The sequence below is a fragment of the Rathayibacter rubneri genome (assembly GCF_023743255.1).
Classification (GTDB): domain Bacteria; phylum Actinomycetota; class Actinomycetes; order Actinomycetales; family Microbacteriaceae; genus Rathayibacter; species Rathayibacter rubneri.
The window spans coordinates 1-15,963 of sequence record NZ_JAMRYM010000006.1; the positions used below are offsets into that span (position 1 = coordinate 1).

Below are 15,963 nucleotides of genomic sequence, written 5' to 3' on the forward strand. Positions count from 1 at the left end.
GAGCGAGCCGCCGCTGCCTCCGCCCCCACCGCCCCGCCGGGAGCCGGTGCAGCCGGAGTGGGCCTCGCCCACCGCGGCGCCGTCTGCGGCGTCCGCCCCGCCGGCTCCGTCTGCCCTCGAGCGGATGCCGTCGGGGCTGGGCACTCCGTGGAAGGCGGCGCGCCTGCGCCGTCCGGTGCGCGTCTGGGACCTGGTGCTGACGATCGTGCTGCTGGCGGGCGAGTTCTTGCTGACCGCGCTGCTGTCGTACTTCGGGCTGTTCCTCGCGATGGCGAGCGACGCCTGCATGGGCGGCAACGACTGCGACTCCGGATTGATCGGCGGTGGAGTGCTCGTGGCTGCGGGCGGGGTCTGGATCGGGATGCTCGTCGCGCTGGTGGTCTCGATCGTGCTGCTGGCGCTGCGGAGGATCGCGTTCTGGGTGCCGATCGCCGGCACGGTGCTGTCGTTCGCCGCCACGATCATCGGGTCGTGGATGGCGATGGCCGGGACGGGGACGTGAGCGGAGCGGCGGCACCGCAGCGGCGCCCGGTGCGCGTGTGGGACCTCGTCCTCACGATCGTGCTGCTCCTGGCCGAGGTCTGCGCGACGCTGCTGCTGACCTACGTGGGCCTCTTCTCGAGCATGGCGAGCGACGGCTGCCTCGGCCGCGACGACTGCGACTTCACCCTGCTGAACTGGGGGGTCCTGATCGCGGCGGGCGGGGTCTGGATCGGGATGCTCGCCGCGCTCGTCGTGTCGATCCTGCTGCTGGTGCGGCGCCGGATCGCCTTCTGGGTGCCGATCGCCGGCACGGCGCTGTCGTTCGCCGCCACCGTGATCGGCATCTGGATGGTGACGGTCAGCACGGACTGATCGACGCTCAGTAGCTGTCCCAGCCGGGCTCCCAGTCGGGCTCCTCCGGCGGCACCCAGTCGTCCTCGGGCGGGGCGGAGGAGACGGGCGGGCCCGCGGTGCGCTCGGCGGAGCCGCCGGCGAACGCGGGGCGGGCGCCCTTGGCGGCGCCGGAGCGCGCGGTCTGGGCGCGGGCCGGACGCCGGGGGGCGGGCTCCTCCTGGTTCGCATCGGGCTCGGCGATCTCGGGCGTCTCGCCGGCGACGACGGCGAGCACCGCGGCTCCGTAGGTCACGAGCTTCTTCTGGCCGACGCCGCCGATGATGCTGAGCGCGTCGATCGTGGCGGGCTCGGCGGTGGCGATCTCGCGCAGGGTCGCGTCGTTGAAGACGATGTAGGCGGGGACCGACTGCGCGCGCGCCTGGGCGGCGCGCCACTCGCGGAGCCGCTCGAACAGCGGCTGCGCCTCGGTCGGAAGGTCGGACACGGTGGAGCGGCCGGAGCGCGACGAGCCGCTGGAGCGGGCGGGCTTCTCGGGCTCCTGGCGCAGCTCGACCGTGCGCTCGCCGCCGAGGACCGACCCGGACGCCGGGGTGATGACGAGCGTGCCGAAGCCGTCGTCGTTCACGCCGAGCAGTCCCTGCGCGAGGAGCTGGCGGGCGACTCCGCGCCACTGGGTGTCGCTCAGGTCGGCGCCGATGCCCCAGGTGGAGAGCGCGTCGTGGCCGTGCTGCGTGGTGCGCGGGGTGGTCTTGCCGCGGAGGATGTCGATGACGTGCCCGGCGCCGAACTGCTGGTTGCGCTCGCGCTTGAGCCGCACGACGGTCGAGAGGAACTTCTGCGCGGCGACCGTGCCGTCCCACGAGGCGGGCGGCTCGAGGCAGGTGTCGCAGTTGCCGCAGGCCGTGCTCTCCTGGCCGAAGTAGGCGAGCAGGTTCACCCGGCGGCACTGGACGGTCTCGGAGAGCGCCAGCATCGCGTCGAGGTGCGCGGACATCCGCCGACGGTGGGCGAGGTCGCCCGGCGACTCGTCGATCATGCGGCGCTGCTGCACGACGTCCTGCAGGCCGTAGGCGAGCCAGGCGGTGGACGGCAGGCCGTCGCGACCGGCGCGGCCCGTCTCCTGGTAGTAGCCCTCGACCGACTTGGGCAGGTCGATGTGCGCCACGAAGCGGACGTCGGGCTTGTCGATGCCCATGCCGAACGCGATGGTGGCGCAGACGATCACGCCCTCCTCGCGGAGGAAGCGCGACTGCGCGGCGGCGCGGACGCGGGCGTCGAGGCCCGCGTGGTACGCCACCGCGTCGAAGCCGGCGCCGCGCAGCGCCTCGGCCGTCGCCTCGACGCTCTTGCGCGACAGGGCGTAGACGATGCCCGCGTCGTCGGCGTGCTCGCGGCGCAGGAAGTCGATCAGCTGCTTCCGCGGCTCGACCTTGTTGACGATGCGGTACTGGATGTTGGGACGGTCGAAGCTCGAGACGAAGTGCCGGGCCGCGCCCATGTGCAGGCGGGTCGTGATCTCGCGGGGTGTCGCCTCGGTCGCGGTGGCGGTGAGCGCGATGCGCGGCACGTCGGGCCAGCGCTCGGCCAGTTCGCCGAGTGCGAGGTAGTCGGGGCGGAAGTCGTGGCCCCACTGGCTCACGCAGTGCGCCTCGTCGATCGCGAAGAGGGCGATGCGGCCGCGGGCGAGGAACTGCTTCATCCCCTCGTTGCCGAGCCGCTCGGGCGCGACGTAGAGCAGGTCGAGCTCGCCGTCGAGGTAGGCGCGCTCGACCCGCGCGCGCTCGCCCGAGTCCTGGGTGGAGTTGAGGAACTCGGCGCGGACGCCGTTGGCGCGCAGGGCGTCGACCTGGTCCTGCATGAGGGCGATGAGCGGCGAGACGACCACTCCGGTGCCCTCGCGGACGATCGAGGGGATCTGGTAGCAGAGCGACTTGCCGCCGCCGGTGGGCATCAGGACGACCGCGTCGCCGCCCTCGATGACCTGCTCGACGATCTGCTCCTGCTCGCCGCGGAAGGAGGAGTAGCCGAAGACGCGCTCGAGGATCTCCTGCGCGGGCGTCTGAGTACCGGGCTGCTCGGCGAGCGGGAGGGCGGTCGCGGTGGGCTCTGTCACCCGGGGAACTCTACCCGCCGCCTCCGACTCCGCCCCGGGCGACGGGGACGGCTGGGGACGGAGCGGGAGCACCTCGGGTGGGGAGGAGAGGTCAGAGCTCGGTGATCGTCTTCGTCTCGCCGTTCCAGAAGCGCACGGCCGAGAGGCCCACCGGGAACGGCTCGCCCAGCAGGGGCACGGCCGCACTCAGCTGCTCCGCGCGCAGGCGGCGCGAGACGCTCACGTGCGGGGTCCACGCCTCCGGGAGCGACGTGGGCACGCCGCCCGGGACCGCGGCGACGGTGCGCCGGTGCAACGCGTCGAGCGCGGGTGATCGGACGGCGCCCCAGGCGAGCACGAAGCGGCCCGCGTGCGGGAAGAGGAGGACGGCGCCGAGCTCGACGCTCGCGGGGAGCGGGCCGAGCGCACCGGGCTCCGGGCACTCGAGCTCGGGGCCGGCGACGAGGGTGATGTGCGGCCGGTTGCTCTCGGAGCGGTGCAGGGCGAGGCTCGGGACGCCGGCGGCCTCGAGCGCCTCCCACTGGCCGCGGACGCGCGCCTCGGACTCGGGGTCGAGGAGGAGTTCGACGCTGCGCATGCGTCCTATCCTCCCGCGGAGGGCGGAGGCGGGCTCGGACTGGCCGTTCCGCAGAAGTTGCGGTAGCCGCGCGCGCTCACCGCAACTTGAGGAGGACCGCGAGCCCGAGGACGGGCGACTCCGTCGAGTACGCAGAAGTTGTCGTACTCGAGCTCGAGTACGACGACTTTCGAGGAGTGGGGGCCGGGCGAGGCTCAGCCGACCGTCACCAGGGTGGCGAAGAGCTCGGGGGCGCGGCGGTCGACCAGGCGCCCGCCGAGGCGGATCCCGAGCACCGCGAACAGCCCGCCCAGCACGAGCGCGAGGGCCAGCGACACCGTTCCGAGGACCGGATCGCCGCCGACCAGGGAGATCGCGCCGACGACGATCGACGGCAGCGACAGCAGCGCGGTGGCGCCCATGCTGCCGAGCATCACGACGCTCGAGATCATGCCCGAGCCGGGCGGGGTCTTCAACGGGCTGTCACCGGGCGCCGGCACCGGGTAGACGACGAGCGCCGACGCGATGCTCGACACTCCGAAGCCGCTGAGGACCAGCGCGAGCGAGACGCCCAGGATCGCGGGGATCGCCTCCGGCTGCCCGGCGTAGAGGCAGGTGCCCACCGCGACGATCACGACGGCCGGGACGCCGACGATCGCGGCGGCGATGACGCGGCCGGCGCGGTCGGCCGCCCCCGTCACTCCGGAGCTGACGTGCGCGGCCCATGCGGTGCCGTCGAACGAGACGTCGGCGCAGAGCGTCACTCCGAAGATCAGCGCGATGAAGACCGCCGAGAAGGTGGCGAACGCGCTCCCGCCGCCGCCGAGAGCGCCGTAGAAGATCGTGAGGACGACGACCGCCGGGATCACGAGCAGGCCGCGGCTGTAGCGCGGGTCGCGCCACCAGTAGCCGAGGGCCCGCGCGGCGATCGCCCCGGTCGGGGTGCCGGGGAAACGGCCGAAGAGGCCGATGCCGGCCGATCCGGAGGCGGTGCCGGATGCGGACGCGGCGGGCTCGCGCAGGGCGCCGCGCAGCGCCCGCGACCAGGCCCGGACGACGACGGCCAGAGTGGCGACTCCGATCGCGAAGCGTGCGAGCGCGGCGAGCCACTCCCCCGCCACGATCGACCCGGGCACCGCCCAGATCGCGCCCAGCGGCGACCAGCCGAGGGCGGAGGCGACGACGGGGAGGACGTCGAGGCCCTCCTGGAGCACGCCCATCACCCCGATGAGCAGCGGTCCGAGCAGGATCATGACGACGAGGACCACTCCGCCGATCACCTCGCGGTAGCGGCGGCTCGAGCCCAGCCCGGTGGTGAGTGCGCCGATCAGGCGGGAGGCGACGACGCAGGTCGCGACGCCGATCACGGCGCAGACGAGCGCGGGGACGATGCCGATCGGCTGCCTCCACCAGGCGGCCGCGGTCGCGAGGGCGGCGAGGGAGCTGACGATGCCGGGGATGCCCGCGACGCCGGCGGCCGCGAGGCCCAGCATCAGCGTCCTCAGGGGGATCGGGAAGGTGGCGAGCGTCGAGAGGTCGAGGCTCTGATCCGAGCCCGACACGAAGATCGGGCCGAGCACCCAGCCCAGCAGAAGGACGGAGCCGCCGAGCACGATCGCGACGTTCACGAGCACGGGATCGGTGCCGCCGAGCGCGACGAGGCCGACGACGACCAGGCCGAGGACGAAGACCGCGTACAGCCCGCCGAGGATCACGCCGATCAGCTGCCAGACGTTGCGCGTGAGGGCGTTGCGCAGCAGCAGCAGGCGCAGCCTCAGGAGATGCGCAACCATGCCGGGCCCTCCTGGTGGGTGCGTCCGCCGACGAGCTCGACGAAGCGCTCCTCGAGGCTGGACCCCGCCCGCACCTCCGCGAGCGTGCCTGCGGCGAGGACGCGGCCGTCGGCGATGACGGCGACGCGGTCGCACATCCGCTCGACCAGGTCCATGGAGTGGCTCGAGACGATGACCGTGCCGCCGGAGGCGACGAAGCCGGTCAGGATGTCGCGGATGTTGGCCGCGGAGACGGGGTCGACCGACTCGAACGGCTCGTCGAGCACGAGGAGCCGCGGCGCGCGCACCAGGGCGCAGGCGAGCGCGATCTTCTTGGTCATGCCCGCGGAGTAGTCCACGACGAGGGTGCGGTCGGCCGGATCCAGGCCCAGCAGCGCCAGCAGGTCGCCGGCGCGCTCGAGCACGGTGGGGCGGTCGATGCCGCAGAGCAGGCCGTAGTAGGTGATGAGCTGGAGTCCGGTGAGCCGGTCGAACAGCTTGACGCCGTCGGCCAGGACGCCGATGAGGCGCTTGGCCTCGAGTGTGCGCGTCCAGACGTCGACCTCGTGGATCGTGACGACGCCCTCATCGGGGCGCAGCAGCGCGGTGGCCATCGAGAGCGTCGTGGTCTTGCCCGCGCCGTTCGGCCCGACGAGGCCGAAGAACGAGCCGGCGGGGACGTCGAGGTCGATGCCCTTGACCGCCTCCTTGTCGCCGAAGCGCTTGCGCAGACCGCGGAGGCGCAGGGCGATCTCGCCGGAGCGACCCGCCGCGTCCGGAGCGGCCCAGGCGGGCGCGGCGGCGGACCCGTCGGTCGCGGCGTCGCGCGCAGTGCCTGTGGTGGGGGTGACGCCGGGCGTGGCGCCGTTCGTCCCGTCCATGGGAGTCCCTTCGGTGCATGACCGCGGGCCGCGGTGGGCGGCCGCTCGCTCCACGGTAGCCAGGCCTCGCGGCGCGGGGCATCCGCCACGGGAGGGATCCGCGCCGCCTACGCTGACTCCATGCCCACGCTCCTCCTCGTCCGGCACGGGCGCACCACCGCGAACACCGCCGGGATCCTCGCCGGCCGCACCGCCGGGGTCCGGCTCGACGACGTGGGGCGCGCGCAGGCCGCGCGCGCGGCGGAGCGCCTGGCGGCGGTGCCGCTGGCCGCCCTCGTGACGAGCCCGCTCGAGCGCTGCCGGCAGACGTCGCGCGCGATCCTCGACCGGCAGGAGTCGCCTCCGGAGGCCGTCGTCGAGAAGGGCGTCACCGAGGCCGACTACGGGCAGTGGTCGGGCCGGCACCTGCGCGATCTGGCGAAGGAGCCGCTGTGGGCGACGGTGCAGAACCAGCCGTCGGCGGTGGTGTTCCCCGGCGGCGAGGGGCTCGCGGCGATGCAGGCCCGCGCCGTCGCGGCGATCCGGAGGCACGACGCGGCCGTCGCCGAGCAGCACGGCCCGGCCGCGGTGTGGGCCGCGGTCAGCCACGGCGACACGATCAAGGCGATCCTCGCCGATGCGCTCGGGATGCACCTCGACCTGTTCCAGCGGCTGTCGGTCGGACCGGCGTCGGTGTCGATCATCCGCTACGGCGCGGGACGGCCCGAGGTCGTCGCCACGAACACCGAGGCGGGGGACCTGGGCTGGCTGCGCGCGGCCCCGGCGCCCGAGGCCGATGCCGCTGTGGGCGGCGGAGCCGGTCACGAGTGAATCCGGGCGGCGGAGCCGGTCACGAGTAGGTCCACGCGAGGAGCCACCCTCCGGGACGCGGCTCGTACACTGGAGTCATGCCCATCGTCCACGCGTTCGACTGGCCCGACCGCGTCGTGGTCGGCACCGTCGGCTCGCCCGGCGCCCGCTCCTTCTACCTGCAGGCCCGCACGGGGCCCCGCGTCGTCAGCGTCGGGCTCGAGAAGCAGCAGTCGGCCCTGCTCGCCGAGAAGATCGACGAGATCCTCGATCAGCTGATGACCGCGGAGGGCAACCCCGCGAGCGTCCCCTCCGGCACCCCCGCGGAGCTCGTCGACAACGAGCCGCTCGACCAGCCGGTCGAGCCCGAGTTCCGCGTCGGCGGCCTCAGCCTCGGCTGGGATCCGACGACCGCCCAGATCGTCATCGAGGCGTACCCGCTGACCGAGGCCGAGGAGTCGGCCGAGGACGCGGAGCCCGAGGAGATGGTCGTGCTGCGGATCCCCGTCGGCACCGCGCGCGCGTTCGCCAAGCGGACCCTCGAGGTGGTCGGTGCGGGGCGTCCGCTCTGCCCGCGCTGCGGAGATCCGATGGACCCCGACGGGCACGACTGCCCGCTGGCATGAGCGAGGTCGCAGGGGAGTTCGACGACGGTCGGCTCATGAGCGGCGTCCTCGAGCTCACCGGCCGGATCACCACCGCCTCCAACGCCACGTTCCTCGCGCGGATCGGCGGCACCTCCGTCGTCTACAAGCCGGTGTCCGGCGAGAAGCCGCTCTGGGACTTCCCCGACGGCGATCTCGCGGGTCGGGAGGCGGCCGCGTACCTCGCCTCCGAGGCCCTGGGCTGGAACGTGGTGCCGCGGACGTGGCTCCGCGACGGACCGCTCGGTCCCGGGATGGTGCAGCTCTGGCAGGACATCGACCCCGAGCAGGACGCGGTGGACCTCGTGCCGTCGGCGGAGGTCGCCGAGGGCTGGCGGCACGTGCTCGACGGCAGCGACGAGGAGGACCGCGACGTCTCGCTCGTGCACGAGGACTCGGCGGCGCTGCGGCGGATGGCGGTCTTCGACGTGGTCGTCAACAACGCCGACCGCAAGGGCGGGCACGTGCTCGCCATGCCGGACGGGCACCGCTACGGCGTCGACCACGGGCTGACGTTCCACGTCGAGCACAAGCTGCGGACGGTGCTCTGGGGCTGGATCGGCGAGCCGCTGACGGCCGACGAGCTCGACGCGCTCGGGCGCCTCCGGAGCGCGATCGACGGGCCGCTCGGCGCGGCGCTGTCGGAGCTGCTGCTGGACGAGGAGATCGAGGTGCTGGGGCGCCGCTGCGACCGGCTGCGCTCGTCGGGCCGGTTCCCGGCACCGCGGGGCGGCATGCCCGCGGTGCCGTGGCCGCTGTTCTGACGCCGGCGCGGGCCTAGAAGGCCCAGCCGCGGCCGAACATCTCGTCGCCGGTCGCACGCCCTCCGTCGGAGCGGTCGCGCGAGCCGAGGTACGAGCTCACGACCGCGGCGCCCAGGTCGTCGGCCTCGGGGTTCACGACCGTGCCGCCGGCCCGCCTCGCGAGCGAGTCGAGGAACCGCGCGAGCCCGGGGTCCTCGCCCAGGCGGAAGAACGTGGTGTGCGCGCCGAGCCGGACGGAGGCGTCGAGCTCGCGCACCGAGACGGCGATGGTCACGGGATCGGGCGGGTAGTCGAAGAACACGTCGCCGGCGGGCTCGAGGTGCGCGGTCGGCTCGCCGTCGGTCACGATCAGCAGCACGGGCTGCGCCCCGGGGTGCTTGCGGAAGTGCCGGTTGGCCAGCAGCAGGGCGTGGTGCAGGTTCGTGCCCTTGTCCCACTCCGCATCGAGGCCGACGAGCTCCTCGATGCCCATCACCTCGGCCTGGCGGCCGAACGCGATCAGCTGGAGCTCGTCGCCGCGGAACCGGCTCGTGATGAGCGTGTGCAGCGCGAGAGCGGTGCGCTTCATCGGCACCCAGCGGCCGTCCATCGCCATCGAGAAGGAGGTGTCGACGAGCAGGGCGACGCAGGCCTGCGTGCGCGCCTCCGTCTCCTGCACCTCGACGTCGCCGATCTCGATGCGCACACCCGTCGCGGTGGACCGGCCCTCGCCGGCGGTCCGGGTGAGCGCGTTGGTGATCGTGCGCGGGAGGTCCCACGCCTCGGTGTCGCCGAACTCCCACGCGCGCGTCGCTCCGGAGCGCTCGCCCGCGGCGCCCGCCCGGCGCACGTCGCGCGGGCCCTGACGACCCGACATCGTCTCGGCGATGTCGCGCAGGAGGGACTTGCCGAGCTGGCGCATCGCCTTGGGGCTGAGGGCGAGAGAGCCGTCGGAGCCGCGGCGCAGGGTGCCGGAGTCGCGCAGCGCCCGCTCGAGCTGCTTCAGCGTCTGCGCGTCGACCGCCGCGTCGTCGCCGATCCGCTTCGCGAGCAGGTCGAGGTCGAGATCGTCGAGCTGCGAGCCGTTCTGCGACTGCGCGAGCTGCTCGGCGAGCGCGTCGAGGTCGGCGAGCTCCTGGAACACGCCGGTGCCGTCGCCGAGTCCGAGTCCCTGCTCGCCGTCCATCCGCTCGGAACCGCCCCAGTCCTCGCCGGGGCGCAGGCCCCGCAGGGTCTCGTCGAGCTTCCCGAGCGACTGCATGAGCTCGGGAGTGCCGAAGGCCTGCTGCGCCAGGGCGTCGAGCTCGTCGCGCTGCTCCCGGGTCATCGAGTTGCGCATCCGCTGCGCCGCAGCCGCCCGGGCGGCGAGGGCGTCGATCAGCTCGTCGACGCTCTCGGGGGCCTCGGGGAAGTACTCGCCGTGCTGCGCCATGAACGCGTCGAACTGCTCCGGGGTGTCCTCGCCGCGGGCGTGCGCCTCGAGCAGGTCGTTGAGGTCGCGGAGCATCGCGTCGATCGCGGCGCGGTCCTCGTCGCTCGCGTTCTCGAGGGCCTGCTTCATGCCGGCGAAGCGCTGCTCGAGCATCTCGGCGCCGAGGAGCTGCTTGATCCGCTCGAAGTCGGCCCGCGCCTCGGGGCTCCGCCAGGAGTAGTCGCCGAGCTCGGACACGGCGGCGGCCGCCGACGGCGGCAGGCTGTCGAGCTGGATCTCGGCGAGCGCGCGGTCGCCGTCGTCCATCTGCGTATCGCGGGCCAGCTGCTTGCGCTCGGCGAGGACCGCCCGATCGAGCAGCTCGCGGACCTCGCGGAGCGTGCCGTCGAGGTTGTGCTTCTGCGCGAGGTCGCGGCGGCGCTCGGCGACGCGGCGACCGAGATCGTCGAGGCCGAAGGTGTCCCGGCCGCCACGGCGGAGGAACTCGCGCAGCGCGCGCTCGGGCGAGGTGCCGGCCATGACGTCCTGGCCGATCGCCTCGAGGGCCTCGGCCAGGTCGACGGGCGGGGCGAGCGGATCCGGGCCGCCCCGGTACTCGGAGTAGCGCGCGTCGCGGTGCAGGCGGCGGTTGGTCCGGCGCCCCGGCTCAGCCATACACGGCCTCGCCGCCGCCGGTCTCCTTGCTGAGCCGGCGCGAGAGGTAGAGGCCCTCGAGCGCGAGCTCGACGGCTCCGGCGCGCTGGCCCTCGTTCGTCGCGCCCAGGCGCTCGGCGAGGTCCTCGTAGACGGTGGCCTCGCCCAGGATCGGCAGCCCGGCGAGGAACTCGCGCGCGGTCACCTGCTCGCCGGTGGTGATCATGGCGCCGTCCTCGACGGCGGTGACGAGCGGGCCGAGGTCGATGCCGCGCAGGTGCGCGCGCACCGTCTCGGCGGTCGCCTGGCGCAGGAGGTGCTCGAGGATCTCCTCCTCGCGCCCCTCCTCCCCCGACTCGAACTCGATCTTGCCGCCGAGCACGTCGACCGCGGTCTCGAGGTCGATCGGGCGGGCGACGGCCTCGGCCTCGCCGCGGCGGACGGCCCGGTGCAGGGCTGCGGCGGCGATGGTCTCGGCGCCGGCGATGGCGAAGCGGGCGCTCACCCCGCTGCGCTGGTCGACGGAGCTCGACTCGCGCAGAGCCCGGGTGAAGCGGGCGAGGATCTCGATGAGCGCGTCGGGCACGGCCGCGACGAGGTCCGCCTCCTGACGGATCACGGCGATCTCGTCGACGAGCTCGGTGGGGTAGTGCGTGCGGATCTCGGCGCCGAAGCGGTCCTTGAGCGGCGTGATGATGCGGCCGCGGTTGGTGTAGTCCTCGGGGTTCGCGCTGGCCACGACGAGCACGTCGAGCGGCAGGCGGAGGACGTAGCCGCGGATCTGGATGTCGCGCTCCTCCATCACGTTGAGCATCGCGACCTGGATGCGCTCGGCGAGGTCGGGCAGCTCGTTGATCGCGACGATGCCGCGGTGGCTGCGCGGGATGAGGCCGAAGTGGATGGTCTCGGGGTCGCCGAGGCTGCGGCCCTCGGCCACCTTCATGGGGTCCACGTCGCCGATCAGGTCGGCGACGCTGGTGTCGGGGGTGGCGAGCTTCTCGACGTAGCGCTCGTCCCGCGAGCGCCAGGCCACGGGCAGCTCGTCGCCGAGCTCCTCGGCGCGGCGGATGCTGACCGTCGTGATCGGCTCGTACGGGTGCTCGCCGAGCTCGGAGCCGGCGATCACCGGCGACCACTCGTCGAGCAGTCCGTTGAGCGTGCGGAGCAGCCGGGTCTTGCCCTGGCCGCGCTCGCCCAGCAGCACGATGTCGTGGCCGGCGATCACCGCGCGCTCGACCTGCGGGATCACGGTGTCGGCGAATCCGTGCAGCCCGGGCCACGGGTCGCGGCCCTCGCGCAGGGCGTCGAGCAGGTTGTCGCGGATCTCGGTGCGGAGGCTCTTCTGCACGTGCCCGGAGGCGCGGAGCTGGCCGAGGGTCTGGGTCGTCGGACGCATCACCTCGGCAACGCTACGCCCGGGTGCGGCCGCGTGGCGGAGGTCTGCGGAAGTCGGCAGGGAGCTCGCGGGGGACTCTCCTCCCGGGCGGTCGGCTCCTAGGCTCGAGGGCATGCGGACCCTCCCTGTGCGCCGGATCGAGCTGCACCGCGCCGCTCCCCCGCCCGACGGCTCCTGGCCCTTCACGATCCCCGCCGTGCGGCAGGTGCTCGACGACGGGCTCGACCTCGGCGCGATGACCGTGCTGGTGGGAGACAACGGCGCGGGCAAGTCGACGCTGGTCGAGGCGCTGGCGATCGCCTACGGACTGAACGCCGAGGGCGGGACGATCAGCGCCCGGCACACGACGCGGCCCTCGGAGTCGGTGCTCGGCGAGCACCTGCAGATCGTGCGGTCCGGCGGCGCCTCGAAGAAGGGCTTCTTCCTCCGGGCCGAGACCATGCACGGCCTCTTCACCTACCTGGAGGACCTGGGCGGCGAGAGCGTCTCGTACCACGACCGCTCCCACGGCGAGTCGTTCCTGGACGTCGTGCTGACCCGCTCACGGATCAGCGGCCTGTGGATCTTCGACGAGCCGGAGTCGGCCCTGTCGTTCTCGGGCTGCCTCGCGCTGCTCGGGCTGTTCCGGGACCTGCTCGCGAACGGGTCGCAGATCGTGCTCTCGACGCACTCGCCGATCCTCGCGGCGGCCACCGGGGCCGACCTCTACGAGATCGGCGAGTGGGGGCTGCGGAGGTGCGACTACGACGACCTCGATCTCGTGCGGAACTGGCGGGCGTTCCTCGAGGCTCCGGGGCGGTACACGCGGTTCCTCGACTGAGCCGGGGAGCACCCCTCAGACCTCGTCGAGGATCCAGTCGGCGATCTCGTCGGGCAGCCGCGGGCTCTGCCGCACCCAGGCGACATGAGGGTCGCGCAGGGGCCGCCCCTCGATGGGATGACGGCGGCGCGTGATCCGAGCACGCGGGACGGCCGCGCAGAGGTGGTCGACCGCGCGGCGGGAGGTCAAACGGTCACCGTCGATGTCGAACACGAGGACCGGGCGCTCGAGTCGGGCCAGGCTCTCGTCGTAGTCCTCGGCGGCACCCGGTGCGGCGAAGAGCCCGGTCCGGCTCTGGCGGGCGCAGTCGATCATCAGGCGCGTCGACTGGCGGTGGGCGAAGCCGAGCCTGTCGCCGGGGAAGTATCCGACGATGTGCGAGAGGAGCACGAACAACTGCGGCACGACGCGGTTGCGCGGTGCCCGCCAGCCGTCCTGCGCCCGGTGCCACGAGGACCCGGAGCCCACGAGCACGACACCGGCGAAACCGGCGTCCGCGGGAGCCTGCGCCGAGCTCGTCCGGGAGTCGGCGATGAGTCCGAGCTGTCCTCCGAGGCTGTGGCCGAGCAGCCAGATCCGCTCGGCACCCAGTTCGCGGCGCAGGTACGCCACCGACTCGGGGATGTCGCGCTCGACGATCTCGACGTAGCCGTGCGTCGTGCTGCGGCTCGCCGACGGGGTCGCCTCGCCCTCGCCCCGCAGGTCGGTCAGCACAACGGTGAAGCCGCGGGCCGAGAAGGAGTCGGCGAGCGCACGGTAGTAGCCGGAGCGGATGCCCATGGCCGGGAGGACGTACACGTGCTGCCCGGTGTCGGGACCGCTCGGCGGCACGACAGTCAGCACGATCCGGGTGCCGTCGCTGATCCGGACGGCGTGCGCGACGGCCGGATCGACCGCTCCCGCCGGGTCGACGAAGGGTGCGTCGGACGGGGGGACAGCGGCGATGCGGGGCATGGGATCCGTTCGAGGACGAGGACGGGGAGTGCGGGGCGGGGTCGCGGAAGGTCGAGGGCGACGGGATCACTGTCCCGGGTCCGGTCCCGGCGCCGCTGCCCCCACTTCATGCCGGACGCGCCCTGCCGGACGCCGGGACGGCCGGCGAGGCCGGCTCGCCCCCGGCTCAGACGCTGCCGGTGAACGCCGTGCGGCGGCCGACCAGCGTCAGGAGCAGCGCGGCGACTCCGAGGACCGCCATCAGGAGCGGGAGCACCGACGCGTCGAAGGAGCCGAGCAGAACGGCGCCCACGATCCCCGCGGCGAAGATCGCGAGATTGAACGCGACCGGGAGGAACGCGTTCGCGACGTCGGAGTCGGCTCCGCCCGCCTTCGTGAGCGCCGCCTGCAGCTGGGCGGACGCGCCGCCGAAGCCGATGCCCCAGAGCACGGCGCCGGCGACGATCGCCGCGGTCGAGTCTCCGGCGAGCAGGAGGATCACGGCGGCGACCACGAAGACGGCGACGCTGCCGTGCAGCAGCGGGCGCGAGAAGCGGTCGATCAGCACCGCGGTGAGCACGACTCCGATCACCGACGCGACGCCGTAGACGAGCAGGGTCGCATCGGCGCCGAAGCCCGATCCGGTTCCGCGGAGGTACGGGGCGATGTAGGTGTAGATCGTGTTGTGGGCGAGCATCCAGACGGCGATGACGGCGAGGACGATCGCGATGCCCGGCTTCGCGATCACCCGGCCGAGGGGAAGCCGCGAGGACGCCTCCTGACCCGGCGCATCGGGGACGACCAGCACGATGAGCACGAGCACGACGACGGCGAGCAGCGAGAGGCCGCCGAAGGACCAGCGCCAGTCGAACGCGGTGCCGAGCCACGCGCCCAGCGGAGTGCCGAGGGCGAAGCCGAGCGGGGCGCCGGTCGACACGATCGCCAGGGAGAGGCCGCCGCGGCTCTCGGGACTGATCCGGCGCCCGTACGCGGCGAGCATCCCCCAGATCACGCCGGTGAAGGCGCCGGCGACGAACCGGGACGCCAGCGAGAGGGCGACGTCGCCCGACAGCGCGGTGACGGTGTTGGCGAGAACGAGGCCGACGATCGCGGCGAGGATCAGCGGCTTCCTCCGGAACCCGCGGGTGAGGCTGATGGCGGGAACGGTGACGACGACGGTGCCGAGCGCCCAGACGCTGATGAACTGGCCGACGACGCCCTCACTGGTGCCCATCCCCTCGGCGATCACGGGCAGCAGGCCCGCGGGCATCGTCTCGGCGGCGACCAGGAGGAAGCCCATCGCGGCGAGGATCGCCAGGGCGGCCCAGGGCATGCGCTCGGTGCGGGAATCGGGCGTCCGGGTCGGGGCGGTGGCGGTCATGGCGTCCTCTCGGGGGCAGCACGAAGAGGCCCCGCGCGGGGGCGTCCAGGGGGAACGGGTGTCAGGAGGCGGTCGCGCGGGCGCGCTCGACGACGCCCTCCGTCGCGGCCCAGCTGGCCAGCAGGCGCAGTCCCTCGTCGGAGGGGCTGCCGGGGACCGCGGGGTAGACAGTGAGCGAGTGGCCGGGGTCCTCGACGAGCTCGACGGCCTGGAAGGTGAGCTCGAGGAGTCCGACGACGGGATGCCGGAACTGCTTGCGGCCGGCGTAGTGGCGGCGGACGTCGTGCGCGGCCCAGAGGGAGCGGAACTCCTCGCTCCGCATCGAGAGCTCGCCGACGAGCTCGGCGAGCTGTTTGTCGTGCGGGCTGCGTCCGGCGTCGCGACGGAGGATCGCGACGTTCACGTGCGCCGCGCGCTCCCAGTCGGGGTAGAAGTCGTGGGCGCGGGGGTCGAGGAAGATGAAGCGCGAGTGGTTCGCGGGTCGCTGCGGTCCGCGGTACATCTCGGAGTAGAGGGCGTATCCGAGCGCGTTGGCGGCCAGCATGTCCATCCGGTTGTTCGTGATGAACGCGGGGGCGCCGGTGACGGCGTCGAGCAGGTACTGCAGCTCGGGGCGGACGGTCGCCGCGACGGGGACGGCGCGCGTGCGGCGGGAGGCCGGAGCGGCGGTGCGGGCGAGGTCGTGGAGGTGATCGCGCTCGACGCGGTCGAGGACGAGCGCGCGGGCGATCGCGTCGAGGACGCTGTCGGAGACGCCCTCGAGGTTCCCGCGTTCGAGGCGGGTGTAGTAGTCGACGCTCACCCCGGCCAGGCGCGCGACCTCCTCGCGGCGCAGTCCGGGGACGCGCCGCCGCCCGCCGATCGGGTCCACGCCGGCCTGCTCGGGGCTGAGGCGCCCGCGGCGGGAGGCGAGGAACTCGCGGATCTCGGCTCGGTTGTCCATGCCGGGAACGCTACGGGGGCGAGCGGCAGGGGTGGGAGGGTCTGCTGGAACCCGTCTCGGTGGAGCCCTGGCTCCGGCGACCGGACGCGC

15 protein-coding genes are annotated in these 15,963 nt (G+C 73.6%); 6 read left to right on the forward strand and 9 right to left on the reverse strand.

The features are described 5' to 3' along the window. Positions 1-502 (forward strand): DUF6264 family protein (locus NB037_RS03350; protein ID WP_251943648.1); only part of this gene is annotated, 502 nt, incomplete at its 5' end. After that, positions 472-855, forward strand: coding sequence for a DUF6264 family protein (locus tag NB037_RS03355; protein ID WP_251943650.1), 384 nt, complete (start codon positions 472-474; stop codon positions 853-855). The genes NB037_RS03350 and NB037_RS03355, both read left to right, overlap by 31 nt. Before the next feature lie 7 nt (positions 856-862). Here NB037_RS03355 and recQ read toward each other — a convergent pair whose 3' ends face one another. From recQ to NB037_RS03375, 4 genes are all read right to left on the reverse strand, one after another. Beyond that, the gene (gene recQ / locus NB037_RS03360; protein WP_372490688.1) at positions 863-2,950 is read right to left on the reverse strand and encodes a DNA helicase RecQ; all 2,088 of its coding nucleotides are present in this window, start codon (positions 2,948-2,950) and stop codon (positions 863-865) included. A 91-nt stretch (positions 2,951-3,041) separates the two neighbouring features. Further along, complete coding sequence (locus NB037_RS03365) at positions 3,042-3,527, reverse strand: 2'-5' RNA ligase family protein (protein WP_251943652.1); 486 nt, start codon at positions 3,525-3,527, stop codon at positions 3,042-3,044. 194 nt (positions 3,528-3,721) lie between these two features. Beyond that, positions 3,722-5,299, reverse strand: coding sequence for a transporter (locus NB037_RS03370; RefSeq protein WP_251943654.1), 1,578 nt, complete (start codon positions 5,297-5,299; stop codon positions 3,722-3,724). Beyond that, positions 5,281-6,159, reverse strand: a complete 879-nt coding sequence (locus NB037_RS03375; protein WP_251943655.1) for an ABC transporter ATP-binding protein — start codon at positions 6,157-6,159, stop codon at positions 5,281-5,283. Before NB037_RS03375 ends, NB037_RS03370 begins: the two co-directional genes overlap by 19 nt. A 120-nt stretch (positions 6,160-6,279) precedes the next feature. Between NB037_RS03375 and NB037_RS03380 the strand changes: the two genes are divergently transcribed. The 3 genes from NB037_RS03380 to NB037_RS03390 all read left to right on the forward strand — a co-directional run bounded on the left by NB037_RS03380 (position 6,280) and on the right by NB037_RS03390 (position 8,356). Further along, on the forward strand, positions 6,280-6,969 hold the full coding sequence (locus NB037_RS03380; protein ID WP_251943657.1) for an MSMEG_4193 family putative phosphomutase: 690 nt from the start codon (positions 6,280-6,282) through the stop codon (positions 6,967-6,969). A gap of 77 nt (positions 6,970-7,046) precedes the next feature. Further along, complete coding sequence (locus tag NB037_RS03385) at positions 7,047-7,574, forward strand: DUF3090 domain-containing protein (protein ID WP_207406657.1); 528 nt, start codon at positions 7,047-7,049, stop codon at positions 7,572-7,574. Then, positions 7,571-8,356, forward strand: coding sequence for an SCO1664 family protein (locus tag NB037_RS03390; RefSeq protein ID WP_251943659.1), 786 nt, complete (start codon positions 7,571-7,573; stop codon positions 8,354-8,356). The genes NB037_RS03385 and NB037_RS03390 overlap by 4 nt, the downstream gene beginning before the upstream one ends. Positions 8,357-8,369: 13 nt before the next feature. On the opposite strand, the gene NB037_RS03395 is transcribed toward NB037_RS03390, so the two are convergent. Both NB037_RS03395 and NB037_RS03400 read right to left on the reverse strand, forming a co-directional pair. Further along, positions 8,370-10,421 carry a vWA domain-containing protein gene (locus tag NB037_RS03395; RefSeq protein WP_251943661.1) on the reverse strand — a complete coding sequence of 684 codons (2,052 nt, stop codon included), beginning with the start codon at positions 10,419-10,421 and terminating at the stop codon, positions 8,370-8,372. After that, positions 10,414-11,796, reverse strand: coding sequence for a magnesium chelatase ATPase subunit I (locus NB037_RS03400; RefSeq protein ID WP_251943772.1), 1,383 nt, complete (start codon positions 11,794-11,796; stop codon positions 10,414-10,416). The genes NB037_RS03395 and NB037_RS03400 overlap by 8 nt, the downstream gene beginning before the upstream one ends. 112 nt (positions 11,797-11,908) lie before the next feature. On the opposite strand from NB037_RS03400, the gene NB037_RS03405 reads away from it, so the two are divergent. Then, positions 11,909-12,616 carry an AAA family ATPase gene (locus tag NB037_RS03405; protein WP_251943663.1) on the forward strand — a complete coding sequence of 236 codons (708 nt, stop codon included), beginning with the start codon at positions 11,909-11,911 and terminating at the stop codon, positions 12,614-12,616. 15 nt (positions 12,617-12,631) lie between these two features. On the opposite strand, the gene NB037_RS03410 is transcribed toward NB037_RS03405, so the two are convergent. From NB037_RS03410 to NB037_RS03420, 3 genes are all read right to left on the reverse strand, one after another. Further along, entirely contained in the window at positions 12,632-13,570 is a 939-nt protein-coding gene (locus tag NB037_RS03410) for an alpha/beta hydrolase family protein (RefSeq protein ID WP_251943665.1), read from the reverse strand. A 166-nt stretch (positions 13,571-13,736) separates the two neighbouring features. Beyond that, complete coding sequence (locus NB037_RS03415; RefSeq protein WP_251943667.1) at positions 13,737-14,930, reverse strand: MFS transporter; 1,194 nt, start codon at positions 14,928-14,930, stop codon at positions 13,737-13,739. A 61-nt stretch (positions 14,931-14,991) separates the two neighbouring features. Next, the gene (locus NB037_RS03420) at positions 14,992-15,873 is read right to left on the reverse strand and encodes a helix-turn-helix transcriptional regulator (protein ID WP_251943669.1); all 882 of its coding nucleotides are present in this window, start codon (positions 15,871-15,873) and stop codon (positions 14,992-14,994) included. Between the last annotated feature and the right edge of the window lie 90 nt (positions 15,874-15,963).